Raw genomic sequence first — 25,492 nt, forward strand, 5'->3', positions numbered from 1 at the left:
ACGACAGACGATCCAGCAAATGATTGAGACGCATGGGCATGGGACTTTGCCATGAGCAAGGATACATCTGCGTGGGCGAAGTATCCATCCTGGGTAACGCGGCCTGCGGAACGGCCGCGCGGTATAACTGGAGTGATCCTCATGGCCGAGCCTGAACGCTGGCAGGTCTCAACGGGCGCTGCCGAAGTCTACGAGTCCTGTTTCGTACCTGCGATCTTCGGCGCTTGGGCCGGACCGGTCGCCGACGCTGCTGGAATCAAGGTGGGTAACAAAGTTCTCGACGTTGGCTGCGGGACAGGCGTGCTTGCACGCGAGGCCCTCAGGCGGGTTGGGGAAGAAGGTCAGGTCGTTGGTCTCGATCTGAATCAGGAGATGCTGGCGGTCGCAGCGCGAACCGAGCCGAGAATAGAATGGCGACACGGCGATGCGGCGTCTCTTCCTTTCGAGGATGCGAGTTTTGACATCGTGGTCAGCCAGTTCGCGCTGATGTATTTTCCGGACCGCGTGACCTCCCTATGTGAGATGTGGCGCACTCTCGTGCCAGGAGGACGCCTTGCGGTCGCCGCTTGGGCACCGATCGGCCGCGCCCGTGGTTACCAGATACTCGTGGATATCGCGGCCCGAGGGTGCGAAGGTCGGGCAGCAGACGTGCTGGCAGCGCCTTTCGTCCTTGGCGATCAAGCCGAGCTCGCCAAGCTATTTGTCGACAGTGGCATTTCCCGGGCCAAAGTTACTCACCACAAGGGTTCGATCCGGTTCGCGTCTGTAAAGGAATTCGTACGTATCGAGGTTAAAGCCTCGCCCCTGGCCGACATGCTCAGCGACGATGCGATGGCAACTCTCGCTGCGGAATCTGAGAGTGCGCTTGCGGAGTTTGTCGTGCCTTCAGGCGAAATCATTATGCCGATGGATGCCCACATTGTAACGGCAAAGAAAGGCTAGACGCCTGAACACCTCATCTCCGCTTCTGGCACAAGCGGAGACCGATCACGACCACCGACTGGTGGCATTTGCTACACAATTCCGCCTCGCGACGCCTCCGCAGTTCACGCCTTCGCACAAGCAGAGGCCCCGCCGGAACGGGGCCTTGTCTCAAATAGTCTCTCTAGCGATCACCATCTCCACGATGATGAACTGACCAAGGAAGGTTCGCGCCAGGCAGGATCCAGGCTTTCGAACCGGCGTGCCTTGGTCAAGGATAATATTCCTATTGTCACTCAAACGAAGCACCGCCCTCCCCATATTCGCGCAAGCCCTTGTCGAAGATGAGCGCATTCAGCCCCCGCCTCAGCCAGGCGAGTTGCGGCTCCGGCATCAGCCGCAGACCCTCGTAGTCCATGACGCAGACGTTGAAGACCGTGGTTTTGACCTGCCGTCCTTCCGCGCATCCGGAAAGCACGCCGTCGAGCCGCATCATCCGGTCGGCGGCCTTCAGCGCCATCCGGGCGCGCTCCTCGGTCGTCTCGCCCGGATGCCCCGCCACGCGGTCGAGCGCCTGGGCGCGCACGCTCGGATAGGGAATGCCGTTCAGGTGATAGTAACGCGCCATCGCCACGGCATAGTCGTCGCCGGCCTCGCGCTGCTCGGCGGTGATGCGCCCGTCGAGGAAGAGGCGGCCGAGCGTGTAGCCGGCAAAGGCGCTCGTCGTCTCCAGCCCGTGCATGCGCTTGCGCGCGGCGAGCGCCACCGCGATCGCCTCCTTTTCGTTCTCCTTTTTCGACCATTCCGGCCGGATCTTGCCGCAGGCGAAGCGCTCGGCATTCACCTTGCGCGGGCGTCCAAGCTGGGCCTTGCGCTTTGCACGCAGCTTCTGGGCTTTGCTCGTCATTTTCGGGTCCTTTCAAAAAGCGGGGTAGGAAAAGTGTGTGCGGTTTTCCGTCCACCCCGCGCCAAACAAAGGAAGCGGGGTAGGAAAAGTGTGAAGCGGTTTTCCGTCCACCCCGCGCCAAACAAAGGAAGCGGGGTAGGAAAAGTGTGAAGCGGTTTTCCGTCCACCCCGCGCCAGCAAAGAAGCGGGGTGGGAAAAGTGTGTGCGGTCGTCGCCCGGTCGCGACCGGAGAACATGAATCGATTTCTCTGAAATCGCGCGCAAGCGCTTGAAACGCTTGAATCACTCGCCACTGCATTTGTCCTTAAATCGTAGCCGATTAAGGACAAAAACATGCAGCAATTCGAAGTGCTACAGCGTCCTTTGCGCGTCTGATGAGACGCGCGGCGCTGTAGCGCCACAGCCGGCTCAAGCATCCGCCGATCGCCGCTGTACGACGCCGAGCACGGTCGTGTGCTTGCGGCGGAAGATGCGGCCGATCAGCGGCAGCGAGAGGTCCTTGCGGGCGTCGTAGACCGCGCGCATGCAGGCGTGCCGGGGCTCGACCAGCCGGCGCTCGCGCCGCACGCTGATGATGTCTTCCCAGGTGACACCGGGGAAGCGTTCGAGCACGGCCGCGACGATCTCCTCGACCGGCGGCCGGTCGCCGTCCTCAGGCTCCTCGCCCGCATATCGCCCAAGAAGCGCCTGCGCCTGCGCGATCAGCCGCGCCCCGGCATCGGCAAGCTCCGTCTCCAGCGCCGCGATCCGCCGCGCCTTCGCTGTATTGTCGCTCGCAAGTGCTTGAAGCCGCCTTTCGAGCTCCGCCGCCGCGGCGACCGATACGACCGCGTTTGCCGGCCGCACCAGCCGTTCGCGCACGGCGCCGTAATGCCGGGTGAGGCGCGCCAGTTGCGACTGTGTCCCGTCCGAATGGTTCGTCATTGATATCTCCGGTTTCCCCTGCCGACGCGCTTCCGCCGGCCTCGTTTGGTGGCCTGATTTGCATCAATTCATTCGCCGGCTAAATTTCATCGAGCCAGCGGGAGGGCTTGCGACGGTTGATGCCGCCGTGCAGCCAACTACAGGGCTCCGTTTCCCTTGCGCTTGTCTTGCGCGATCAGCCCTGAGACTCCGTCGTCCTTGCCGTTGTCTTGTGCGGCCAACCCCAGGCTCCCTCATTCCTGTGCTTGTCACAGGAATCCAGCCACGGCGCGTCCGCGCCGTACATGACTCCGTCCGGCCCATACCGACGCTGCGAAAGCGGCGCCCCGCATCCGCCGTGCGCAAGATTCTCCCGCGTCAAAGGACTTGGGCGCGCTGGATTCCTGTGACAAGCACAGGGATGAAGTGCGCGTATTGATTGCGCCGCGACCGAGCGTGCCCGCGTCATCGGCCCCGCTCCTGCGAAGGCGGTGCGTCCGCCGCCGGCAGTTCGGCCTGCCCGCGATAGCGGGCGAGAAGCGCCCGCACACGCGCCTTGCTTTCCGGCGAAGGCTTGGGTCGCGACAGCGCCTGCAGGGTCTCCACCGTCGCCCGCGCCCGGGCCATGTCCTCCCGGACGCCCAGCGCCTCCTTTCGAGCGAGCGCGGCGAGCTCCGCCGGCAGCGGCATGAAGGCGGGATTGACCGTCGCATATTCGCCGCGCTTCAGCTTCAGGATCGCCGTCATCAGCCCGCATGCCGGCACGTTCGAAAGCGCCAGCGTGTATTCGCGCAGGAAATCGGCGGGCGCGATTGCAGCCGGCGCCGCCATGCCGCCGCGCTTCAGCGCGTCGAGGCACTCGGCCACGCGCTCCGGCGGCGCCGGCCTCAGCCTATCGGCGAGCCTGCCAATTTCTTCGTTCAAGTTCGAAAGTCGTGCCGGTAAAGTCGTCATCGCCTGCCCGTCCCAATGCCCTGTCGAGTTCGCGTTGCACCTCGTCCTGGTGCGCCCTGAAATTGCCCTTCCCGCTGGTCCCACCCGGCGGCGCCCGCCCGCCGAAGGCCCGCGGCCGGCCGGCGTTGCGGATCCAGTTGCGCCAGGTCGCCTGCCAGTCGAGCTTGGTCGCCTCGCGCCCGGCCTTGGCGCGCCAGTAGTCGCGGAATTTTTCGAACTCGGCCTCCGCCGCCGCCCGGCCGAAGCCCGCGCCCGCCGCGAAATCCCAGTCGGGCACGAAAGCATCGGGAAGCCGCGTCCCCCGCCGCCTGCCCCCGCTCCGATTGGCCTCACCGCGATTGGCTTCACCGCGATCGGCCTGTCGATACCTGGCTTGCCCGTGCGCCCGTTCCGGCTTTTCGCCGCCCCGAGGCAGAGCCTCTTCGACCCGGCCAGCGACCAGCCCAGCGGCGATTGGGTTCGGGGTTATCGGGTTCGGGGTTGGGTTAATTTCTTTAGGGGGTCCGGGGGACCTTTCTTTATCGGGAAGGGGGGCGTCACGCTCCGTCACGTGGCCGTCACCGGCCGTCGCGTGACGCGCCGCGCCATTCGTTTCGTCGGCTTCCGCCTCCTCGCGCGCCAGCCTCTGCCGGCGGCGCTGCTGGCGGGCGCGGTCGGACGCCCGGCGTCGTTCCAACGGGTCGAGCGCATGCGCCTCGGCGACCGAAACCGCCGAAAGGATCATCTCCGGCGTCGCCCCCGCCTCCACCAGCGCCTCCACGATCGCCGAGATCCGCAATGCCGCACCCCTCATCCTGCCTTCCGCCTTTCACGAGCAGCGCCGAACCTTGCCGGACGCCGCAACAATCTGAATCCCCTCGGCGCGCCGCTCCAGGTGATCAAGCAAGGGCTTGATCAAGCAAGGGCGCGCCGCATCCTGCCCCGCGCGGACTTTCCCCGTCGCGACGCCGACTTCGCTGCACATCCCATCGATGTTCTCGAATTCCCGCACGAGCCGAACCGGCCGGCGGGACCTCCCTCGCCGCCCGGCCACGGCCGGACGACATGCAGAGCGGATGCGAAGCCCTGTCGGTTGCAGCCGACAGGGCTTCGCGCTGATCGCCGGGGAGGAGAGCGGCGATCAGTTCCGCGGGGTGCAGGAAAAGTGCGAAGCGGTTTTCCGTCCGCACCCCGCGCCCCAAGAAACCCCGGGGTGCAGGAAAAGTGCGAAGCGGTTTTCCGTCCGCACCGCGCGCCCCAAGAAACCCCGGGGTGCAGGAAAAGTGCGAAGCGGTTTTCCGTCCGCACCCCGCAACCCATGCTCGGGGAACGTGCGAAGGCGCCTTCCGTTCACACCCCGCGCCCCAAGAAACTTGGGCGCGCAGATTTAGGAAGCGGACTTCCGCCTCCGCCCACACCTCAAAAACCGGGAAGATCGTGCGCGGCGCCCTTCTGCCGTCCCGCAATCCCCCTGGGCACCTTTCGCGGCAATGCCCACAAGGTTGATCTAGGGCACCGCCAACCGCTTGAAAGGCGCAAGCCGAATGAAGATCGGTAAAATCTTACGTTGCCGTCCCTTCATAGCCGCCCTCCGTGGTTCGTGTTTCCATGTCCTCATGAATGACATTATTCGTGTTGCCATGTCAACATGATTTGTGTTATTCGTGTCGCTATGTTCCGAGCCATGAGCGACTATGTTCCGAGCCATGAGCGACAAAGCTGAGAGATTGCGCGAGGCGCGCCAGAAGGCCGGCTATCGGTTTGCCTCCGATGCCGCCAACGCGCTTGGCGTCGTCGCCTCGACCTATCGCGCCCACGAAAACGGCCAGAACGACTTCGAGCTCGCCGAGGCAAAGATCTACGGCCGCCGCTTCAATGTCGATCCGTACTGGCTGATGGAAGGCGACCGGCGGGCGGGTAACGGCACCGCGCCCGCGCCCCCCGAGGTCGACAAGCCCAACGCTGAGGTTGGGGCCCGGATCGTCGGCAAAGGCAAGAAGATCCCCGTCTTCGGCCAGGCCGTCGGCGGGGTGGACGGTGAATTCATAATGAACGGCAATGTGTTGTACGAAGTCATGGCGCCGCCGATTCTCTCGGACATTTCGGGCGCCTACGCGGTCTCGGTTTCCGGCGATTCGATGTATCCGCGCTACGAGGACGGCGAGGTCTGCTTCGTCGACCCCAAACGCACGGTGAGGCGCGGCGACTATGTGATTGCCCAAATCCGGCTCGAAGAAAACGGCGCACTGCTCGCCTACGTCAAGAAGTTCGTCCGCCACAACACCGCCGAACTGGTGCTCGAGCAGTTCAACCCGCCGAAGGAGCTCCGCTTCGACGCCAACACCGTCCATTCGGTCCACTACATCGCGCTTGCCGGGAACGCGTGAAGGCGCAGGCGCTTGCCTGCAAACTCACATGGCACCGCTCGATCCCGTTGCGTACGACGGATTCCTGCGACAGCCTCACCCGGCGCAACAGGACAGCTTGGCGACGTCCTTGCCGAACGCCAGCGCCGCGAGCTTCAGTCCCTCTACAGTAGTGAGATACGGAAAGATCGTCTCCGCGAGATCGTCGACCGTGAGACCCTGCCGGATGGCAAGCGCGGCCGTCTGGATGCTGTCGGCGCCTTCCGGCGCCAGGATGTGCGCGCCGAGCAGCTTGCCGCTGCGAGCATCGGCGACGAGCTTGATGAGCCCGCGGGTGTCGCGGGCCGCAAGCGCACGTGGCACCTGGTCGAGACCGATTGTCGAGGTGCGAACCGCGTGTCCGGCGGCGCGCGCCGTGGCTTCGGTCATGCCGACACTCGCCACTTGCGGATCGGTGAACACGATCGCCGGCATGGCGCTGTCGTCGTAGCGCAGGCTGTCGCCGTTGAGCACGTTCCTCGCCGCGAGCTTGGCGCCATAGGCGGCCATATAGACGAACTGGTCGCGGCCGGTGACATCGCCGGCGGCATAGATGCCGGCGCGGGACGTGCGCATGCAGTCGTCGACGACGATGCCGCCATTTGGCGCAATGGCGATCCCATGCCCGGCGAGCCCCAGGCCTTCGATGTTGGGCGTGCGGCCGGTGGCGATCAGCACCCGATCGGCGTCGATCGTCGTTTCTTGGCCGTCGCGTGCCACGGTGAGGGAAATGCCGTTCCCGGTCTTGCGAATCGCGCGGTAGGCAATGCCGGAGACGACCGTGATCCCCTCGCCTGCGAAATACACGGTCAGCGCAGCGCCGATCTCGGGCTCGGCCCCGGGGAGCAGACGGGAGCGGCAGATGAGCGTTACCTCGACGCCGGCACGGGCGAACATCTGGGCGAGCTCCGCCCCGACATAGCCGCCGCCGATGACGAGCAGCGACCGGGGCAGTTCCTCGAGGTCTAGCGCGGTCGTGCTGGTGAGATAGGGCACGGTCTCGAGGCCGGGAATGACGGGCACCGCCGGCCGCGCACCGGTCGCGATGATGATCTTGCCGGCCGGGATGCGTGCGCCGTTGACGACGACACCATCGTCCACGAGGCGCGCCGGCCCTTCGCGATAGGCGATGCCGTTATAGGCCGGCAGCAGATCGACGTATTTGGCCTGGCGCAACTCGGAAACGAGGGCGTCCTTCTGCCGGACGGTTTCGCGCCAGTCGGTCAGCTCGGCCTCGGCCGAGATACCGGCAAACCGGGCCGCCGCGCGCGCATTGTGCAACGTCTCAGCGGCGCGGATCAGGGTCTTGGAGGGTACGCAACCGATATTGACGCAGGTGCCGCCGATCGTGCCGCTGCCGACGAGCGCCACCTCAGCGCCCTCGTCCGCCGCCGTGATCGCGGCCGAGAAGCCGGCAGAACCGGCGCCGATCACGACGAGGTCGTAGGCCCCGCCATTGCCGCGATTGGCGCGGAAGGAACGGTCGGTGGTCGCTGGGCTCTTCGATGGCATGTGGAGACCCGCAAGGCTCGGCCCGAACAGGGCGCGGCCCGCCTCCAGCCCTTCCTCGATCGACAGCCGAAACCCGGGCGCTTCCGCGGAACGCTGGCAGCGCCATGCGGAAAGATGGTCGTCCGAGCAGAAGAAGGCGGTCGTCGCACACAGCGAGCTTGCGGCGCACCCGCCTTCATAGCGAACGCTGAGCCATGCGACCGCTGATGCCGGCGCGATGTCAGCCAAAGCCCGGCCCTCATCCCGTGTGGCGATCCGGATCGGCGCGCCGCATTGGCGGCACCGCGAAGCGATCGCGGCGTCGCGGTTCGTCATGGCCCCGATGCCGAGCGCGTCGACCGCGCACATGGCACTGAGAACTCGTCCGTCGAGCGTGACCCGGTGCCCGGTGTCGCGATCGGTGAAGGGATAGGCGCCGACGATCCGCTCGCCGTCGAGCACGACCAGATCGCGGCGGCTGAGGTCTTCAAGCAGGGGCCGGATGGCCGGCGCGCTCAACCCCGCACGGTCGGCGAGCGCGCCGATGGCCGGCGCCCGCCCGTCTTCGGCGTAGAGCCGCAGCAGCGCAACGCGAACCCGATCCGCGGCGGGATCGTAGCCGCTCCACCGGTTAAGCACATGGTCGGAGCCGACCATCGCCTCAAGGGCTTCCTTGACCGCCGGCGATGTGACGACCGACCAGTCAGGAAACGTCACGCCCGGCCGCACGACAAAGCTCGGTGCGGCTGGGGAAGCCGAAGGCTTGCTCTGGGACGAGGAGGTTGCGCAGCAGTCGTTCATGGTTTCTTGCTTTCCTTGTGATTCTCTATCTTGCAGGCCGCGCCGATGATGGAGCCCATGAGCCCCGACGCCGATGGCTAGGGCCATGAGGAAAAGCGCCAGACCGCGCCCGCCAGCCCTGCGCGGTTCGCAGCAGGGTCAGCCATCCTGGCCGCCTTGCTTTTGCTTCGGATGGGCCGGGTAGCCGGCGTCCGTGCTGGCGGCTGCGATGGCCTCGGTGTTGGTCTTGGCATCGTCGAACGTCACCGTCGCGGTCTTCGCCTCGAACGAGACGGTCACGTTGCTGACGCCGGGCACCGCGGCAATCGTGGTCTTGACGATGTAGGGACACGAGGCACAGGTCATGTTGTCGACGGCAAAGGTGACGGTGCGCTCGGCGGCGAAGGCGGCCGGAACCGCGGCAATGGAGCCGATGACAGCGAGGGCACTGAAGAACGTCTTCATGGGGTGGATCTCCTCCCGGTGTCAGGCGGCAAGCAGCAGGGGCGCGACGAAATCGAAGGCGAAGGCGGCGATGACGAGCACGGTCGCGAGCCAGAGTGCGGCCTGAACGAAACGGCTGGGCTTGGCACGCGTGCAGGCAGCGTCGTCGGCGCAGGCTGGTCTGGGTTTCCAGTAGACAAGGTAATAGCCGTAGCCGAGGACGCCCGTCGTTCCGGCGACGAAGAACGGCTTGTAGGGCGCGAGCGCGGTCAGATTGCCGACCCAGGCGCCGCCTATGCCGAGGCTGAACAGGATCAGCGGAACGATGCAGCAGGACGAGGCGCCGAGCGCGCCGAGAATGCCGCCGGCGGCGATCAGGCGCTGTCGGCGGACTCGCTGCGGTCCGACGCCGTCCGGCTCACCGTGGCGGTTCCAATGTCTGCCGGTCCGTGTCGCGATGCGTTCATGTCCGAACTCGCTCTTCTTGCCGAAATCTTCATTGCGGCCCACAGCGCCGCGCGTCTGATCAGACGCGCAAAGGACGCTGTAGCGCTTTGAATTGCTGCATGTTTTTATCCTTAAATCGGTTCCGATTTAAGGAAACATGCAGTAGGATACGGTCTGTAGCAACTACAGAGTCAAGAGGGCTTGGCAATGCGCGATCACGCTGGTGTAAAAGGCCTGCAACGGGCCGAGCTCGCGCGGCGGACGGGCTGCAATCTGGAAACGGTGCGCTACTATGAGAAGGTTGGTCTTCTCCCCGAGCCGCCACGCACGGCGGCCGGCTATCGCAGTTACGACACCTGGCACGAGCGGCGGCTTCGCTTCGTCTTGCGGGCGCGCGAGCTCGGCTTCTCCCTCGATGAAATCCGCGAGCTCCTGCGTCTCGCCGACGAGCGCGACCGGCCTTGCGCCGAAGCACGAGACGTCGCCGCCGTCCACCTTGCCGACGTCCGGGCGAAGATCGCCGATCTCAAGCGCATGGAACGGGTACTGAAGGACGTGGTGGCTGAGTGCGGCAGCGGCACGCGGCCGGAATGCCCGCTGATCGAGACACTGTTCGGCGAATCGGCGGTCAATTGATCCTTGCACGGGCCTCCCCCGCCGCAACACACAAACCATTGTCGGCAACACCCAAACAACACGCTTCGTGTTGACTGGATCCGTGTCGCATGTGATGTTGCACTCAACACGAACAACACGACCGATGCCCGGCAGCCCGGCCCATCGGAGACCGGGAGGGTGCGCGGCCGCATGTCCATCGTCACGATAAAATCCGGCCTGCACGGCCATATCGACGAACTCTTTGCCGCCGATCTCCGCAGGTCGAGCGATGCCGAGAACCAGCAGGCGTTGAAGACCTTTCTGGCGAGCGTCTATTCCAGCCTCGCCTCGCTTGCCTGGCATCTCGGCGCCGATGGCAATGTCTTCCAGCGCGAGGCCCTGCCCGCCTCCGAGCTCACCGACGACGCCTTCTTCGCGCTCAACCGCGAGCGCGAGTTTTCCAGCGGCGGCACCGCCCGCGACCAGCGCCTCGTCGGCACCCACAATCATCGCCAGCAGTTTTAGGCATTGATCATGCGCGCCGAAACCTATGCCGTCGTCAATCTCGCCGCCTTGAACCTGATCGAGGCGATGAGCGCTGCCTATTACGCGACCGAGGCCAAGGCCGCCGCGCGGCATGCCTTTCGTGTCAGGGAAATGCTGAAGAGGATCGCCGCCGCGCTTGAACAGGAGCCCGGGCACGCGATTGTCGAGGCGGCACGCGTTGGCGCCACAATCGGCGAAGCGACAGGGGGCGAAGCGACAGCGGGCGAAGCGACAGGGGGCGAAGCGACAGTGGGCGAGGCAACAGCGGGCGCGGCGAAGCCCGCCGCGCCGCTTCCAACGGCAAGGGCCGCCTCCCCTTGCCTGACGCTCGTCTCGGACCGCTCGGCCACCCCCGCAAGCCTGGTTGAACAGTAGCCGGCTCATGGACAAGGCCAGCGATCAAGCGCCGCTGAAACCTTTGCGCGCTTGAACGAACACGGTCGGTGTCGCCTGGAGCGCTCTTCCCGGAAGAAGCCCTGCTCCCGCCTTCGGAGCTTCACACTTGATCAGTATCAAGGCGCAAGCCCGCGCGAGCGCCTAAATGTTCCTTCATGATGGTATTCAGGGCAGTTCTTTCGCGGCCTTCCGTCTGGAACTGCGTGCCTCCAGGAGGAAGTCATGTTTGTCAGGGAAATGACCGAGCAGGAATGCATCGCACTCGTCGCCTCGGGCCGCCTCGGCCGGCTCGCCTGCTGCCGGGACGGACGGCCCTATATCGTTCCGATCCACTACGCGCTCGCCGGCCGATGCCTCTACGGTTTTTCGATGCTCGGCCAGAAGATCGAGTGGATGCGCGACAATCCTTTGGTCTGCGTCGCGATCGACGAGCTTTCCAGCCAGAACCAGTGGAAGAGCGTTGTCATCTCGGGCCGCTACCTGGAATTGCCGGATACCGAGCAATGGCGCCGCGAGCGCCTGCATGCCTGGTCGCTGCTCGAAAAACACGTCAACTGGTGGGAGCCCGGCGGCCTGAAGCCCGGCCCGCAGGAGATCGCCGATGCCGCACCGCCTGTCTTCTATTGCATCGACATCGAGGAGATGACCGGACGCGCGGCGATGCCGGGCGATCCGGTATGAGCCGTTGCTTTCGCGTCACGACGATAGGCTTGCAGCAATTCAAAGTGCTAAAGCGTCCTTTGCGCATCTGATCACAGCACACGACAGTAGCGTACCGCTGCATCGTCGGTTGCGGCACTGCAGGGCCTCCCCTCAGATCCCTCATTCCTGTGCTTGTCACAGGAATCCAGCGCGCCCAAGTCCTTGGGCGCAAGAGACTCTGGCTCGCTTGGCACACTCGTGGCAGCCCTGTGACACCAATCGCGTTTCGCGGTGAGACAAGCGCCGATATCCTTCAGGTGGTGTTTCGTGGCCGCTGCTGCTATCTCTATAGTTGCCGATGGTGGCGGCTTTGGGGGGAACAACGATGTCTGTGCTTGCCCTGCATCACGTGTCGATCGTCACCGCTGATCTGGGAAAATCACTGCAGTTTTATTGTGATGTATTCGGCCTCACCGAAATTCCTCGCCCTGATTTTCCGGTAGCAGGCGCGTGGCTCGCCTGCGGTAGTCTGCAGATACATTTGGTCGTGCACCCCGAAGGAACTTTCCGCCAGAACCCCACGATCGACCGCAACGATTGGCACTTCGCGTTCCGCACCGATGATTTTGAGGGCGTTACTGAAAGGCTGGCGGCCCTCGGCTTCCGGGAGGATTTGCCTGAAGACGATCCAAAGTGTGTGCTGGTGTCCCGCTCCGGCCCAGCCGGCTTTCCACAGCTCTATCTCCGCGACCCCGACTCGAATGTCGTAGAGATCAACGGAGCGCCGTAAGGAACTGCTGGGAGCTCCTGCTCATTGTCCCCCGTCTGTCTACACTTTTGCGCCCGGCTGCTTCATTTCGGCTCTGGTGGCATTTGCTACCGAGCACAGGCATGAGGACGTGAGGTGGTGTGCGCCGCGGCTCAACTGCCTTATGAGGGGGAAAAAGATCCGCAAACCGGTTACGCTACTCTCATGTGCTGATCAGACGCGCGGCGCTGCAGAGATGGCGATGATCTCGAGCTCCTGATCGCCGACGCTGACGACATCGCCGACCACCTTGCCTCTCAGAATCCTTGCGACCGGAGATACGTAGGAAATCGATCCGGCCTTGGGATCGGCCTCGTCCTCTCCGACGATCCGATAGGTCTGCACCCGCCCATCGTCGCGGCTGAAGGTGACGGTGCTGCCGAAGGCAACCGTGTCGGTTGACGTCGGGTCAGGAACAAGCTCAGCCGTGCGGACGCGCTCGGCAAAGTAGCGCAGGTCACGCAAGGGGCCTGCGGCCTGTCTGCGTCGTTCGTTCACGTCCTCGATCGCGCTTGTCGCATCATAGGCCTCGCGCGCCTGCCTAAGCTGCATTTCAAGCGCCTTCAACCCCGCCTCCGTGACGAGGTTCGGATGGGGCGAAATCGGACGGTCGGGCAGCAGGGTTTCCGCAGCCGTTTCGGCACTTTCTTCCTTGACGAAGGCGACGCTCAAGATCGGACTCCATTTAGAGCAATTCCAGGAAAGGTGTGCAGCGGTATTCCAACCTCTCGGCGGCCGGCGCCAACCAGCCTTATACGATGTTTCCGATGGTCAGCGCGACTGGAATAACGCAGGCTCTGGACAAAGGAGTGCCGGGCATTGTCTCCGCCCGATGGTCGCTGTCCGCACGAGCGATGCGTGTCGCTTCCCGCAAGATTTTCACGAAACTAACCCCGAGTAATCCTCCCGTGCGTCCAGAAGACCTCCCATTCGATCTACCTCGGACTCCAGTACGTTTCATCGCCACCGCTCTGATTGAAGACGGATTCTACCTGAGTATAATGGCCGACCGTGTGAGGATCCCGTCAGAGGTTCTGGTCGGTCGCGAGGCGATGGAGTTGTCAGTTACCGCACGTGCGACATGATCGGAAATGCGTCGCTCGCAGTCCTCGTTCTCTGTTTTCATTGGTTTTGTCTCACCCGATTTCACCGGCGAGGATCTGATGTCGAACAATGAATCGCTGGCCCTGCAACTCGTCGAGAATATACCAGGTCACGTTTGGTCGACGGATCCCGGCGGTCGTTTCACCTATGTCAATCCGAGTATGCGGGCATTTTTCGGCGGCGCATCAGACGATGCCTTGAGTTCATGGAGTGTGGAGGAATGGTTGCAACATGTTCATCCCGAGGATCGCCACCGTGTTGCCGCCAAATGGCGGCATAGTCTTACGACGGGCGATCCGTTCGATAGCGAGCAGCGTATACGCGACGGAGGTGGTGCGTATCGCTGGTTTCGCGCGTCGAGCCGGTCCTTTCGGGACAGCAGTGGCGTAATCAATGCCTGGTATGGTCAGACGATCGACATTGAGGACCAGAGGAAAGCCGAGGACGAACTGCGCGACCGTTCGGTGGAACTGTCCGTGCTCATCGACATGGTTCCGAGCCACCTATGGCGGCTGACGCCAGACGGTACAACCACGCTTGTCAACAAGCGTATGGCTGACTATCTCGGCCGTGATTTGTCCGACAAGAGCAGTCTCGAGTCCGTGATGGAAACGATCTTCCATCCAGACGACGCAGACGCTGTGGACAAGGAGCTGGGCCGCTGCCTTGCCACGGGCGAAAGATTCTCGATGCGTTACCGGCTTCTCCGGGCTGATGGCATGTATCGCTGGATGTCCGGCCGCGCGGAGCCCATGCGGGATCAGGATGGAAACATTACTGAGTGGTTCGGACTCTGCCACGACATAGAAGACCAGGTGCAAGCGGCCGACGCGCTACGCCGCTCCGCTGACAAACTCGCGCGGGCAACTCAGACCGCAAACCTGGCGCAGCTTTCCGCCTCCATAGCACACGAAATCAGCCAGCCGCTGGCGGCGATCATCACCGATTCCGACACATGCCTCCGTTGGCTCTCGACCGATCCGCCGAATGTCGAGCGGGGAAAGTTCACTGCGAAACGCATCACCCAGGTCGCCTTGGCAGCCGTCGACGTCATTGGCCGGATTCGAGCGCTTTTCCAGCAAAAGCCGCAGGCGCGGGTGACCGAAGACGTAAATCAGCTCATCGTCGAGGTCCTTGACCTTATGTCCGACGAGATTACTGCAACGTCCACTCGTGTCGACACCGATCTTGGCATGAGCCTGCCACAGATTCCAATCGACCGCGTGCAAGTGCAACAGGTTCTCGTAAACCTGATCCGAAATGGTATCCAGGCCATGGACAGCACGAGCCCCCTGCGTTCACTCAGGATCAAGTCATGTCAAAATCGCTCGGATGACGTCCGTGTCGAGATTCAGGACGCCGGAAGCGGTTTCGCCGACCCCAATCGCGTCTTCGAGCCCTTCTTCACGACGAAGAGCAACGGAATGGGAATGGGGCTTTCCATCTGCCGTTCCATCGTCGAATCCCATGGAGGCCAACTCTGGGTGGCTAACAATGAGACGGTTGGCGCGACCGTCGCATTTACACTACCCGTCGCGTCGGCGGGTTCAACGCCGCCGGATATGGATTCACTTGAACGTCCGTTGCTCTAGCTGTGAGCTTTCAGGAGATTGTCCATTCGGACCGGACCGTGGATGCTGGAGTTACCAGGCTTCAGCACTCATCGGAGGGTCCGAATGAACATCCACAAGAATGCCCGTTTGACGCCTTTGCGTCGAGAGGAGATGGCGCGCGCCGTCGTTGAGGGCCGGCTTTCCAAAGCGAATGCGGCGCGGGTTTACGGTGTGACGGTGAAGATCGTCGGGCGCTGGGTTGCGCGGTTCCGGTGCGAGGGGCCGCCGCTATGTGGTCAAGGGGGTGGATGGGCTCTTGAGGGACGCAACCCGTCCCTCGCGCGTCAAGCCGCTCGCGCCCGAGAAGATCAAGCAGGTGGTGCACATGACGCTGCACGAGAAACCGCCGAACGCGACCCATTGGAGCACGCGCAGCATGGCGGCGGCGGCAGGCATCTCCTACAGTAGCGTCCAGCGGATCTGGCGGGCGCGCACGGGCTGAAGCCGCATCTTGTCAAGACGTTCAAAGTCTCGCGCGACAAGAACTTCGCCGCCAAGGTCGAGGATGTGGTCGGGCTCTATCTTGATCCGCCGGACAAGGCACTGGTGCTGTGTGTCGATGAAAAGAGCCAGATTCAAGCCCTCGACCGCACCCAGCCCGGCCTGCCGATGAAGAAGGGCCGCGCCGGCACCATGACCCACGACTACAAGCGCAACGGCACCACCACCCTGTTCGCGGCGCTCAACATGCTGGACGGCAAGGTCATCGGGACCTGCATGCCGCGCCATCGTCATCGCGAGTTCGTGCGCTTTCTCAAGCTGATCGATCAAAGGACCCCCACCGGTCTCGACCTTCACCTCATCGTTGACAACTATGCCACCCATAAGACCCCGGCCGTGAACCGCTGGCTCAAGGCGCATCCGCGCTTCCACTTGCACTTCACGCCCACCTCGGCATCTTGGCTCAACATGGTCGAACGCTTCTTTGCCGACATCACCCGAAACCGCATCCGCCGCGGAGCCTTCAAAAGTGTCGCACAGCTGAAAGACGCCATCATGCAATACCTCGAAACCCACAATGCCGACCCCAAACCCTTCGTCTGGACAAAGTCCGCCGCCCAACCCTCGAAAAGGTTGCAAGGGCGAAACAAGCGTTAGAGTCACAACGCTAGCTCCCACATTTCCCGCGCCATCTTTCCAGCCTGTTCCAACCACGCTCGTCGCTCGTCGCGGGAACTTGTGGCGACGACACCAAATAGCGCGCGGCTCACATGCTTCACGCCGCAAAATTCGAGAATGCACCGCCGCCAGATGTGGTCGAGCGGGTCGCCGAAGTGATTCTTCTCACGTTCGGCCGGAGTGTTGCCCGTGTTCAGGATCAAAGCAGCGCGCGTCCGCAACAGGCCGATCGGATCGTCCCCGTTGTCCACGCCTTTGGCGAATGTGTAGGCGGCCTCCGGGGCGAACACGCGATCGATCCAGCCCTTCATCATTGCCGGCGGTGCGCCCCAGCAATTGGGATGAATGACAGCGAGCAGATCACAGGCACGAAGCTCGGCAATATGCGCTGCGACTGTCTTGTCCGCGGTCGACGTGCCCCGAGCTTCGGACGCGGACAGAAGCGGATCAAAACCTTCTGCGTAAAGATCATGAAAGACGACATCACACCCCGCGGATGTCCAAGCCGCCCGCACCGCTTCCGCCAGCGCGTGATTGAAACTATCGGCAGCCGGATGGCAAACCACGACAAGCGCTTTCATAGGCCTCTCCCAAATGTGGTCTTCGTTTTAGGAGGGGTACCAAGCTTACCGCTTGGTCCCTAGGATTTCAGTCCCGCGACAATCGCACCGACGAGAGCCGCAAGGCGCCTCCCCATCCACTTCCGAGGAGCTCAAACCTTTGCGGCCCGCCCATTGTCGAATTCCTGTTGCGAATCGGCGATGTGCGTAATGCGCGTACCCAGCCACTGCATCACATTGGCGAGCAAGGGGGCGATCTCGCTCCCGATCGGGGTCAACGCGCAGCTCACCTGCGGCGGTGTCGCAAGGGCGAAACAAGCGTTAGAGTCACAACACTAGGTCGTCGTACCCGGATACCGATCCGTCAGGCGCTTCCCGTCGAAGCCTCGGCTGAGGACTGACATCGCAAGCCCCCAGGCGGACATCGTCATTGCCACGCAGAACGCTGCCAGACTTGCATATCCAGCGCCAGCGATCACGGCACCGGCAAACATGGGTCCGACAGCGAAACCAAGCAGGTACGCCGACCCGGCCGCCGCTGCCCAGCGCCCGCTACGGTCCAAGGCCGCGGCCAGACCGAACAGATACGGCAGTGAGAAATAGTACAGGACAGCCGACGCGACGACCGCGACCATGTAAGCAAGCGGCGCGCGCCATAGGCACAGCACAAGCACGACAAGCACGTAACCGAGGCAGAACGCCGAAATAGGTACCGCTCTCCCCCAGCGCACGTTCAGCGTGGTGGCCGCTCCCGCCCCGACGAGACCTACGAGGGTGGCAATCGTCAAGATGTATCCAACCGCACTGGTGTCAAGGCCGACCCGCTCGCCCAGTGGCCCACTGAACGCAAAGAGCCCCGCCGAGACAGCCACGTAGAGGACGATGGCGGCGAAAAGCAAAATACCGAGGAGCGCGGGCGATCCGGCGTCGGTTGCGACTTCGTTGTCATTGACCGCACGGACGTTGGGCACGAGGAAGACGAGCGGCGCAAGGACCAGCGTTATTGCCGCAAGAAGGGCGAAGATGCCCCGATGCGCAAACGCGGCGGTAACCTCACCGCCGACGCTGAAAAGCGCAACACTGCCGATCGCCCACACGAGCTGGAAGTAGCCGAAGATCTTTTCAGGGTTTCTGCACTGGGAGGCGACGATGCTAAGTGACATGGCGTAGAGCGCCCCTTCCCCGACGCCCGCCAAGCCCCTCAATACAACCAGAGCCGTCCATCCATTGGTCGAAATCGATGCGGCTTGGGCAATTAGCGTCAACAGGAGCGCAACCAGGCCGGCTCGGCGGTAGGAAAGCCGGGGCAGTAATGGCGCGAGGAAGATCGCGGTGGCCGCAAGTGCAAGGAGTTCGACAGAGGTTACGATACCCGCATCGCGCTCGGACATGGAAAGACCGTCCATCAATCCGGCGACGACGAAAGGCGACATTTGGGCGACGAGCCCGCCGATCACCTGGAAGGCAATTGCGCCGATCACCAAGGATGCAGGGTCGCGATCCGCGACAGGATTGGCTGACTTGTCGCTCATGGCTCAGCTTGTCCGGTGGGCTCCTGGAAGAAAAAGCCGATCCTTCAAATGGTAAGGATTCGACCTACGCCTGATGGTCGATATCCGCATTGCGCCAGAGGCAGAAGTTTGCGGTTGGCTAATCGATGACCGCTGTCGACCCGAAGGAGACATCCAAGCGTGTGACATATACATCTTAGAGAAGCGATAGTAGTTTTGGCGCGCTGAAGCAATTCGGAGGAAATGGCCATGGCTTTGGACGTCATAGGGGCGGGTATGGGCCGCACCGGCACGCACTCCCTAAAGCTCGCGCTGGAGCAGCTTGGATTCGGGCCGTGCCATCACATGGCTGATGTCCTCCGCGACCCCCAGCAAAAGGCACTGTGGCGTGCCGCTGGTAAAGGAAAGCTCCCTGAGTGGGACGCAGCCCTTGCAGGCTACCGCTCTGCGGTCGATTGGCCATCGGCGCACTTTTGGCGCGAATTGAGCACCTACTACTCGGACGCGAAGGTTATACTCACTGTTCGTGATCCTGAGCAATGGTACGAGAGCATGGCCCAAACAATAGGGCTCACTATGGATGCGAGCGCCAATGATCCAGAGTCTTTTGGCGTGGCGGTCGTTGGAAATGGAGTCTTTGGCGGGCGCTTTGACGAGCGCGATCATGCTATTGCGGTCTATGGGGCGCATAACGAGGCAGTAAGAAAAGCGGTGCCGCCAGAACGCCTCCTTGTTTATGAGGTCTCCGAAGGTTGGGCGCCGCTGTGTGCCTTTCTGAGTGTACCGTTGCCTTCCGCGCCGTTTCCACGCACCAATTCAACCGCCGAATTTCGCGCTCGCATAGGGCGTTGAGCTACCGCTTCCCATCCAATGCGGACCTCAGCATCCTGACGTGCGAAGTCCGCTTCGGCCCAACATCGGGAGACGCATTTGCAGCTCACTGTCATAATCGAGCCAACTACGACCTGACTCGGTAGGTAGCTTCAGGAGCGGAGACAATGGCAAGGCACAGGATTTATACAACGAGCTTCGCAAGCGTTTACCCCCACTACGTGGCGAAGGCAGAGAAAAAAGGGCGGACCAAGGCGGAGGTCGATCAGGTCATCTCATGGCTGACCGGATATGGTCCGGAAGAGTTCGAAGCTCAACTGGCCCGGAAAACCGACTTTGAGACGTTTTTTGCAGACGCTCCGAAAATGAATCCCTCGCGAGCCTTGATCAAAGGCGTCGTCTGCGGTGTCCGCGTCGAGGACATAGAGGAGCCAACCATGCGAGAGATTCGCTATCTGGACAAGCTGATCGATGAGCTGGCGCGGGGCAAAGCGATGGACAAGATTCTGCGCGAGAATTGACGCGCCCGCCAATCTCTGTCCATGTCACGTTCTCGCAGGCAACGCGGACACCCGTTTGGTGGAGACGACGCCCGCTACAGCGTCAGGACAAGGAAGACCAGAAACGCGATGGGTATCGCGACCAGCAAGGTGAGAAGCAGTTCTGTGCCGACATTTTCCCAATAGCGCCGGCGCCAATATTTGTCAGGACGCCGCATGTGCGTGTCCTCCATCTTTCGATGCATTTTACTGCGATCTCGACAGGAAATCACCGGCATGAAGATCGCCAGCGGCCCGGGTGGCGCTGACCTTCTTCTCAGCGAGAATGCCTGGCACTGCGAGTAGGAATGCTCCAGAACGGACGTTTTATTTCGACCAGTGGCCGACCGGGATCACCAGCCTTGAGGCCGTCCCGAACCAAAGCAGCCAGATCTTTTTGAACCGCCGGGTCGGACAGGAAGTAGCCGTGACCCGCAAAGCCCGAAATTCCCTTGTATTCGATAAAGTCGGCGATGCCCGACAACTGCGAATTCCTCCACAGCGCATTCGAGCCCGCCCCCTTGGAGTCGAGGCTCGCGCTGGTCAGACGCCCGAGTCGAACAACGCTTCCGAACAGCCCGCTTGAAATCGCGAGCGCCTGGTCGTTCGGGGATGAATATACGGTCAGATGCAGCGAACCTATGCGCGGCAAAAGGCCGTAGGGGGCTGCCTTTGCTCCGAAGGGCGTATCGGGATCGGATACGAAGCCGAACAGTTTCGTCGTGGCAACATCCAGATCGATGTCGGGAGCGAACAGCACGGCATTGGCGAATTTGTAGCGCTCGGCGGGGGAAGAATGAGCGGCATAGGCCTCCATTCCCAGTTGCCCAAGGGCGGACAATAGAACGTCTGCGCCGCGGCTGTGCGCGATGAAGTGGAGGCGTCTGACACCCTCGGTCGCTGAAATGATACGGACCGCCTTCTTGACATCCGCCACTGCGAACTCGCCGGACTCGCGGTCGATATTGTAACCGAAGAAAGCGCCGCCGGTTCCGCCCGCCGGCCACGAAAGCGACACGCACACAAACTCTTGAGAAAGGGTACGGCATATCTTGCCGGTGGCTTTGGCGGCATCGTCGAAACTATTGTTGTAGCCGTGAATAAAGATGACCACTTCCTTGCGTTTCGCGATCGCAAGCCGCCGGGCCACCTCGCCCTGCAACCCCGCGACTGCCCGCGTATGGGCATCCACAGTTGCGCGTGCCCGACGGGGCCCCTCAGGCGTGAGTTCAATCGGGTATGGCGATTGCGGAAATTCCCCGAGCCTGGTCGTACGTGAAACACGTAGCGCAGGCTGTCCAGCTGACCCACCCTGGGAACGCGACCGCTCCCGAACAAGCGTAACGGAACCGAAGCTCAGTGAATGCCCCCGAAACGAACTGTAGGAGGGTTCGCCATCAGCGGAAGCGCGAGGCGCTCGATCAGTGACGTAAAGGACATCGAGGGTGCTATCCTCTTTAACGCTGGAAGCAGCAGCTTTTGTCCCTACCGCCAAGTCGCTGACCAGGTCTCTTCCAGTTGAGCAGGCCGAAAGGACGAAAATGCACGGTAACACTAATAATAAAGTAGAGAACTTTCGGAACAGCCGATCGAATGAGTCAAACTTTCTCGACTTTATTTCGAACGGTATATCCATTTTTGTTGCGACATTACGTCCCACATTGGGCGATTAGCAGAATAATTTTTATCTTATATCCCGAGGTGAATTTAAAACAACTAAGAATAGATACCACCTATACATTGGTTTAGCTTTCCCTGCATTGAGTAGTCCACCCCATGGGAGTGATGTCACTCCACCCCAATCGGACGCGCAAAGGTCGCTGCAGCACTTTGAATCGCCGCATGATTTTGTCCTCGAATTGATTTCCGACTTGAGGAATCATGCAGTAGGCGCAAGCTGGCCACATGATCGCGCTGTTTACGGATTTCGGCCTCAGCGGGCCCTATACGGGGCAGATGAAGGCCGTGCTGCACCGGGAAGCGCCAGGCATTCCCGTCATCGACCTCTTCGCCGATGCACCGGCCACCAATCCGGCAGCATCGGCCTATCTGCTGGCGGCCTATGCCGTGTGGTTTCCGGCCGACACGGTCTTTCTCTGTGTCGTCGATCCCGGCGTGGGCGGCAAGCGGCCGGCCGTGGTCGTGGAGGCGGATCAGCGGTGGTATGTCGGACCGGGAAACGGCCTGTTCGAACTGGTCCAGCGGCGCGCTGGAAAGACGCGCTCGTGGGAGATCGACTGGAGGCCTGAACAGCTGTCGGCGAGCTTCCACGGGCGCGACCTGTTCGCGCCGGTGGCGGCGATGCTGGCGCGCGGCGAGCCGCCGCCCGGCCAGCCGCGCGGCGATTTCGGTCGGCGGCCGGAGTGGCCGGACGACCTTGCCGAGATCGTCTATCTTGATCATTACGGCAACGCCATGACCGGGCTCCGGGCGGCCATGCTGCCGCCCGATGCGAAACTTCAGGCAGCCGGCCAAATGCTGGAGCGGGCGAGAACCTTCAGCGACCGGTTGCCGGGCACCGCGTTCTGGTACGAGAATTCGAACGGGCTTGCCGAGATCGCGGTCAACGAGGGACGCGCGGACCGGGAGCTTGGCCTCGCAGTCGGCAGCCCTGTCGAGATCGCTTCTCCAGAAAGGAGGAATTTATGACCGAGAATATCGCTAAGAAGTCCTGCACGCCCTGCCGCGGCGGCATACCGCCGCTGACGAGCGACGAAGCCGCCGGCTATCTTTCGCAGACGCCAGGCTGGGATCTCCTGGACGACGGGCATCTGATCCGCCGCAAGTTCAAGTTCGACGATTTCAAACAGGCGCTGGCCTTCGTCGACGAGGTCGGCCGGCTGGCGGAGGAGGAAGGGCACCACCCCGACGTCTGTTTCGGCTGGGGCCATGCGGAGGTCTCGCTCTGGACCCACAAGATCAAGGGCCTGCACGAGAATGATTTCATTATGGCGGCGAAGATCAACCAACTGCCGGGAGCGTCCTGAATTTCAGGTGAGCCCGGCCAGCAAAAGTCGGCCTACTGCATGTTTCCTTAAATCGCAGCCGATTTAAGGATAAAAACATGCAGCAATTCAAAGTGCTACAGCGTCCTTTGCGCGTCTGATAAGACGCGCGGCGCTGTAGTCCGCGACTGCGCCGTTTCGGAAATTGGTTGACCCTATCTATGCGAAGACGCGGATCCGCAGGCCGGACGTTACCCCGGCGGCTATCAACCCTGGCCAGCCGGCGCGCGTCGCCGGGCGGTCGTTGGCGTGGCTCCAGTGTGCTTCACCAGGAGCAGTGACGCTCCCCTGCGGACCAGTGACGTAAGTAGCACTCACCTACTGCATGTTTCCTTAAATCGTAGCCGATTTAAGGACAAAAACATGCAGCAATTCAAAGTGCTACAGCGTCCTTTGCGCGTCTGATAAGACGCGCGGCGCTGTAGTCGGCGGCAACCTGTCCGCGCCCGGGAACTCTCGTGCCAGTGACCAACGGCTTGCGGGCGGGTGGACTACTCGGGATAGGTCTCGACGCCCTCCGGCGTCGCCTTGTGGAAAAGGATGAATACCAAGGGGTTGCCGGGTTCCGCCATTGCATCGCTTCGCTGGCCGATTAGCTCTCCGGACACCCCGCTCGTATATTCTGCAACCACTTCGCCGAAGCTGTTGCGTTGGACGGCTACCTTCTGTCCGGGCTCGACCTTGTCGTTCAGCTTGACCAGATGCTCGACGATCCCTCCCTCCGTGGCCAGGATCGGGAAGGAACTGTTGCCGATAAAGACAGTCACGTCCTTGGCTGTACGGCCCATCGGCCCGGCAACGATCCCATGATGTTTGAGGACGTTCATCGTCCCCTCCACGAACTGGGAGATCATTTCGAGGTCCAGCACACGCGCGGCGCCGACCTCCGGCGTAAAGGCCGGGATGCCCACGTCCATGAACGCGTTGTGCAGGACGCCCGGATAGACATGGTTGTCGTAGATCTGGCTGACCGGATAGAGCTCCACCATCGCCTTGACCTCGGGTACGTCCATGCCGCCGACATTGAAGTCGGTGACTCCGAATCCGGTTGTGCCGGTGTGGAAGTCGAGCGCGAAGTCGGCGTTCGGCCGCAGCAGCCTGTTGAACAGGAGCCAGGCGTGTCGGCCGGGTGCAGTGACGTCGTTCTCGTTCCCGGGCCACACCCGGTTCAAATCGATCAGGTCGATGCCTCTGCCCTGGTTGGGCCATCTGCGCTGCATGCTTTCCAGGGCTGGAGGGGACACGTCGGTGACCGCCGTGTCCGTGCCCGACATCTCAGCGGGGTCGAGCTGGTTCATCACGGTCTGAACCGTATATATGCTGCTAATCTCGTCGCCGTGCACACCGCTGGTAAGAACGCCACGCTTGCCCGGCTTCGCCCCCTTTGCGACCGTCACGGAGACATACCAGTGCTGTCCGCTGGGCATCTGTACGCCCTGGAAATACAGAAGGTGCTTCTTTCCGGGCTCCAGGTCGTTCACGTCGAGCATGCTGACGACTTTCTTCCCGTCGATCACATCGCCGGTATAAGCCGTCCCCTGCGTTGCACCCGATGCCGCCTCGCCAGAGGATGCCGCCGTGCCTTGGGCCTGCGCAGGGCCAGCGCTGCGGGCGAGGACCGCCGATGCGCCGACCGTGGCGATTGATGCCATCACGAAGTCGCGGCGATCGAGGCCCTTCTCAGATTTTTCCGACATGATGGGGAAGCTCCTTTGTGCTGAAAAGCTACGCTACAGCGCCGCGCGTCTCATAGGACGCGCAAAGGTCGCTGTAGCACTTTGAATTTCTGCATGTTTTTGTCCTTCAATCGAATAGGATTGAAGGAAACATGCAGCAGGATAGCGGCATGCACATCGGTCGCAAAAATCCCCCTGCGACCTAAGACACAACCATGTTCCTGACCTCTCAAAGTTGCAAGACTTCAACGGAGCTATGTCTGCGAATGGAGCGTTTTGCGTCTTTGCAGCGCCGTCCAGCGCGGCGCTGTAGTCCGACCGACATTCGCCACCGGTCGGACCTCCGAAACGGCTGATCACTTCTTGTCCGCGTCCTTGTTCCGCATCGCCGCCTCGCCCGCGTCCGACACCTCGACCCATTTCTTGTCGGGTGCTGCGTCCGCGACGTAGCTGTCGTGCCAGTTCCACCACTTGTAGGTCGGGGTCTGGGGATAGCCCTCGGGCGAGTCCTCCCAGACCTCCTGCCGGCCGAGCGGCGTGATGTCGAGGTAGTTCCAGGTGCTGCCCATCTGCTCGTCGCCGCGGTTGTTGACGAAATAGGTGCGAAAGACGCGGTCGCCGTCGCGGTAGAACACGTTGGTGCCGTGCCATTCGTCAACGCCGAAATCGGCGTCGAAGCTGTCGATTATGGTGAACCACGGCATCTCCCAGCCCATCCGCTCCCTCAGCCGCTTGATGTCCGCCTGGGGTGCGCGCGAGACGAAAACGAGCGTCGTGTCGCGGGCGTTGAGGTGCGCGACGTGGGCCACCTGGTCGGCCACCATCGAGCAGCCGCGGCAGGCTTGCTCGGGCCAGCCGAACACGCCCGGCTCGTAGAAGGCGCGGTAGACGATCAACTGGTGCCGGCCGTCGAAAAGGTCGGCGAGGCTGACCTTGCCCGCGGGCCCCTCGAACACGTAGTCCTTCGTCACCGCCATCCACGGCATGCGCCGGCGCTCGGCGGCGAGCGCATCACGGGCGCGGGTCTGGGCCTTTTCCTTGACCAGCAGCTTCTGCCGGGCCGCCTCCCACGCATCGGGCGATACGACCGCTGGCGTGTGCATGGCAGGCTGTGCGTCTTTCCGTCCGTTCTCGGCTGGTGTAGTCATCGCTCTTGAACCTCCTGGTCTTCTGCATGTGTTCGTAGTGACAGTCTGGCTCCGGATTGCGATGGGTGCGAGTAACAAGTGTGTCGCCATTTTGGTGGCGCCGAATTGCAACCGCAGCGCGTGCGGCAGCGCGGGTCCGGCGTCGTGAGACGGCTTCGGCGGGCTT

The 25,492-nt window shown here is 62.4% G+C and carries 27 protein-coding genes and 3 pseudogenes; 14 read left to right on the forward strand and 16 right to left on the reverse strand.

From position 1 onward, the window contains the following. Nucleotides 1-141 precede the first annotated feature (141 nt). Entirely contained in the window at nt 142-942 is an 801-nt protein-coding gene (locus RB548_RS10335) for a methyltransferase domain-containing protein (protein WP_331374829.1), read from the forward strand. A gap of 271 nt (nt 943-1,213) precedes the next feature. Here RB548_RS10335 and RB548_RS10340 read toward each other — a convergent pair whose 3' ends face one another. From RB548_RS10340 to RB548_RS10360, 5 genes are all read right to left on the reverse strand, one after another. Beyond that, on the reverse strand, nt 1,214-1,828 hold the full coding sequence (locus RB548_RS10340; RefSeq protein ID WP_331374830.1) for a hypothetical protein: 615 nt from the start codon (nt 1,826-1,828) through the stop codon (nt 1,214-1,216). Nucleotides 1,829-2,236: 408 nt separating this feature from the next. Next, nucleotides 2,237-2,752, reverse strand: a complete 516-nt coding sequence (locus RB548_RS10345) for a helix-turn-helix domain-containing protein (RefSeq protein WP_331374831.1) — start codon at nt 2,750-2,752, stop codon at nt 2,237-2,239. Nucleotides 2,753-3,196: 444 nt separating this feature from the next. Next, a complete protein-coding gene (locus tag RB548_RS10350) occupies nt 3,197-3,655 on the reverse strand; it encodes a hypothetical protein (RefSeq protein ID WP_331374832.1) in 459 nt (152 codons plus the stop codon). Next, nucleotides 3,624-4,478 carry a hypothetical protein gene (locus RB548_RS10355; protein ID WP_331374833.1) on the reverse strand — a complete coding sequence of 285 codons (855 nt, stop codon included), beginning with the start codon at nt 4,476-4,478 and terminating at the stop codon, nt 3,624-3,626. Before RB548_RS10355 ends, RB548_RS10350 begins: the two co-directional genes overlap by 32 nt. 15 nt (nt 4,479-4,493) lie before the next feature. Beyond that, complete coding sequence (locus RB548_RS10360) at nt 4,494-4,676, reverse strand: hypothetical protein (protein ID WP_331374834.1); 183 nt, start codon at nt 4,674-4,676, stop codon at nt 4,494-4,496. A 694-nt stretch (nt 4,677-5,370) separates the two neighbouring features. Here RB548_RS10360 and RB548_RS10365 point away from each other — a divergent pair. After that, nucleotides 5,371-6,051, forward strand: coding sequence for a LexA family transcriptional regulator (locus RB548_RS10365; RefSeq protein ID WP_331374835.1), 681 nt, complete (start codon nt 5,371-5,373; stop codon nt 6,049-6,051). Nucleotides 6,052-6,126: 75 nt separating this feature from the next. Here the strand turns inward: RB548_RS10365 and merBA are convergent, their stop codons facing one another. From merBA to RB548_RS10380, 3 genes are all read right to left on the reverse strand, one after another. After that, nucleotides 6,127-8,361: a bifunctional organomercurial lyase/mercury(II) reductase MerBA gene (gene merBA, locus RB548_RS10370; RefSeq protein WP_331374836.1), complete on the reverse strand. Its 2,235-nt coding sequence runs from the start codon at nt 8,359-8,361 to the stop codon at nt 6,127-6,129. A 138-nt stretch (nt 8,362-8,499) separates the two neighbouring features. Beyond that, complete coding sequence (locus tag RB548_RS10375; RefSeq protein ID WP_331374837.1) at nt 8,500-8,805, reverse strand: heavy-metal-associated domain-containing protein; 306 nt, start codon at nt 8,803-8,805, stop codon at nt 8,500-8,502. 21 nt (nt 8,806-8,826) lie between these two features. Beyond that, nucleotides 8,827-9,294, reverse strand: coding sequence for a mercuric transporter MerT family protein (locus RB548_RS10380; protein WP_331374838.1), 468 nt, complete (start codon nt 9,292-9,294; stop codon nt 8,827-8,829). 144 nt (nt 9,295-9,438) lie between these two features. Here RB548_RS10380 and RB548_RS10385 point away from each other — a divergent pair, with 144 nt between their 5' ends. The 5 genes and pseudogenes from RB548_RS10385 (at nt 9,439) to RB548_RS10405 (ending at nt 12,202) form a co-directional block, all read left to right on the forward strand. Next, nucleotides 9,439-9,867 (forward strand): MerR family transcriptional regulator, encoded by a 429-nt coding sequence (locus RB548_RS10385; protein ID WP_331374839.1) that lies wholly within the window; start codon nt 9,439-9,441, stop codon nt 9,865-9,867. Between the two features lie 171 nt (nt 9,868-10,038). Further along, nucleotides 10,039-10,353, forward strand: a complete 315-nt coding sequence (locus RB548_RS10390) for a hypothetical protein (RefSeq protein ID WP_331374840.1) — start codon at nt 10,039-10,041, stop codon at nt 10,351-10,353. A gap of 9 nt (nt 10,354-10,362) precedes the next feature. Next, nucleotides 10,363-10,668: pseudogene (locus RB548_RS32145) on the forward strand (hypothetical protein); the annotation flags it as partial. A gap of 324 nt (nt 10,669-10,992) precedes the next feature. Then, nucleotides 10,993-11,451, forward strand: a complete 459-nt coding sequence (locus RB548_RS10400) for a pyridoxamine 5'-phosphate oxidase family protein (RefSeq protein WP_331374841.1) — start codon at nt 10,993-10,995, stop codon at nt 11,449-11,451. Between the two features lie 346 nt (nt 11,452-11,797). Then, nucleotides 11,798-12,202, forward strand: a complete 405-nt coding sequence (locus RB548_RS10405) for a VOC family protein (protein WP_331374842.1) — start codon at nt 11,798-11,800, stop codon at nt 12,200-12,202. Nucleotides 12,203-12,394: 192 nt separating this feature from the next. Here the strand turns inward: RB548_RS10405 and greA are convergent, their stop codons facing one another. Then, the gene (gene greA / locus RB548_RS10410; RefSeq protein ID WP_331374843.1) at nt 12,395-12,892 is read right to left on the reverse strand and encodes a transcription elongation factor GreA; all 498 of its coding nucleotides are present in this window, start codon (nt 12,890-12,892) and stop codon (nt 12,395-12,397) included. Between the two features lie 419 nt (nt 12,893-13,311). Between greA and RB548_RS10415 the strand changes: the two genes are divergently transcribed. The 3 genes and pseudogenes from RB548_RS10415 to RB548_RS10425 all read left to right on the forward strand — a co-directional run. After that, complete coding sequence (locus tag RB548_RS10415) at nt 13,312-14,916, forward strand: PAS domain-containing sensor histidine kinase (protein WP_331374844.1); 1,605 nt, start codon at nt 13,312-13,314, stop codon at nt 14,914-14,916. A gap of 84 nt (nt 14,917-15,000) precedes the next feature. Then, nucleotides 15,001-15,159, forward strand: a pseudogene (locus RB548_RS10420) (leucine zipper domain-containing protein); the annotation flags it as partial. Beyond that, nucleotides 15,140-16,049, forward strand: a pseudogene (locus tag RB548_RS10425) (IS630 family transposase); the annotation flags it as partial. The pseudogenes RB548_RS10420 and RB548_RS10425, both read left to right, overlap by 20 nt. Here RB548_RS10425 and RB548_RS10430 read toward each other — a convergent pair. The 3 genes from RB548_RS10430 to RB548_RS10440 all read right to left on the reverse strand — a co-directional run bounded on the left by RB548_RS10430 (nt 16,038) and on the right by RB548_RS10440 (nt 18,148). Then, nucleotides 16,038-16,637, reverse strand: a complete 600-nt coding sequence (locus RB548_RS10430) for an NAD(P)H-dependent oxidoreductase (RefSeq protein ID WP_331374845.1) — start codon at nt 16,635-16,637, stop codon at nt 16,038-16,040. The pseudogene RB548_RS10425 and the gene RB548_RS10430 overlap by 12 nt on opposite strands. Nucleotides 16,638-16,768: 131 nt before the next feature. Continuing rightward, on the reverse strand, nt 16,769-16,894 hold the full coding sequence (locus RB548_RS10435) for a hypothetical protein (protein WP_331374846.1): 126 nt from the start codon (nt 16,892-16,894) through the stop codon (nt 16,769-16,771). Nucleotides 16,895-16,951: 57 nt separating this feature from the next. After that, nucleotides 16,952-18,148 (reverse strand): MFS transporter, encoded by a 1,197-nt coding sequence (locus RB548_RS10440; protein WP_331374847.1) that lies wholly within the window; start codon nt 18,146-18,148, stop codon nt 16,952-16,954. A 228-nt stretch (nt 18,149-18,376) separates the two neighbouring features. Here RB548_RS10440 and RB548_RS10445 point away from each other — a divergent pair, with 228 nt between their 5' ends. Both RB548_RS10445 and RB548_RS10450 read left to right on the forward strand, forming a co-directional pair. Beyond that, the gene (locus RB548_RS10445) at nt 18,377-18,979 is read left to right on the forward strand and encodes a sulfotransferase family protein (protein ID WP_331374848.1); all 603 of its coding nucleotides are present in this window, start codon (nt 18,377-18,379) and stop codon (nt 18,977-18,979) included. Nucleotides 18,980-19,125: 146 nt separating this feature from the next. Further along, complete coding sequence (locus RB548_RS10450) at nt 19,126-19,479, forward strand: DUF2200 domain-containing protein (protein WP_331374849.1); 354 nt, start codon at nt 19,126-19,128, stop codon at nt 19,477-19,479. Nucleotides 19,480-19,553: 74 nt separating this feature from the next. On the opposite strand, the gene RB548_RS10455 is transcribed toward RB548_RS10450, so the two are convergent. Beyond that, nucleotides 19,554-19,676: a hypothetical protein gene (locus RB548_RS10455; protein WP_331374850.1), complete on the reverse strand. Its 123-nt coding sequence runs from the start codon at nt 19,674-19,676 to the stop codon at nt 19,554-19,556. 98 nt (nt 19,677-19,774) lie between these two features. After that, nucleotides 19,775-20,689, reverse strand: a complete 915-nt coding sequence (locus RB548_RS10460; protein ID WP_331374851.1) for an alpha/beta hydrolase — start codon at nt 20,687-20,689, stop codon at nt 19,775-19,777. A gap of 713 nt (nt 20,690-21,402) precedes the next feature. Here RB548_RS10460 and RB548_RS10465 point away from each other — a divergent pair. Both RB548_RS10465 and RB548_RS10470 read left to right on the forward strand, forming a co-directional pair. Continuing rightward, nucleotides 21,403-22,146: an SAM hydrolase/SAM-dependent halogenase family protein gene (locus RB548_RS10465; protein WP_331374852.1), complete on the forward strand. Its 744-nt coding sequence runs from the start codon at nt 21,403-21,405 to the stop codon at nt 22,144-22,146. Continuing rightward, nucleotides 22,143-22,484, forward strand: coding sequence for a 4a-hydroxytetrahydrobiopterin dehydratase (locus RB548_RS10470; RefSeq protein WP_331374853.1), 342 nt, complete (start codon nt 22,143-22,145; stop codon nt 22,482-22,484). Before RB548_RS10465 ends, RB548_RS10470 begins: the two co-directional genes overlap by 4 nt. A 509-nt stretch (nt 22,485-22,993) precedes the next feature. Here the strand turns inward: RB548_RS10470 and RB548_RS10475 are convergent. After that, nucleotides 22,994-24,199: a succinylglutamate desuccinylase/aspartoacylase family protein gene (locus tag RB548_RS10475; RefSeq protein ID WP_331374854.1), complete on the reverse strand. Its 1,206-nt coding sequence runs from the start codon at nt 24,197-24,199 to the stop codon at nt 22,994-22,996. A 335-nt stretch (nt 24,200-24,534) separates the two neighbouring features. Continuing rightward, the gene (locus RB548_RS10480) at nt 24,535-25,326 is read right to left on the reverse strand and encodes a DUF899 domain-containing protein (protein WP_331374855.1); all 792 of its coding nucleotides are present in this window, start codon (nt 25,324-25,326) and stop codon (nt 24,535-24,537) included. Nucleotides 25,327-25,492 lie beyond the last annotated feature (166 nt).

Source organism: Sinorhizobium chiapasense, from assembly GCF_036488675.1.
Lineage (GTDB): Bacteria > Pseudomonadota > Alphaproteobacteria > Rhizobiales > Rhizobiaceae > Sinorhizobium > Sinorhizobium chiapasense.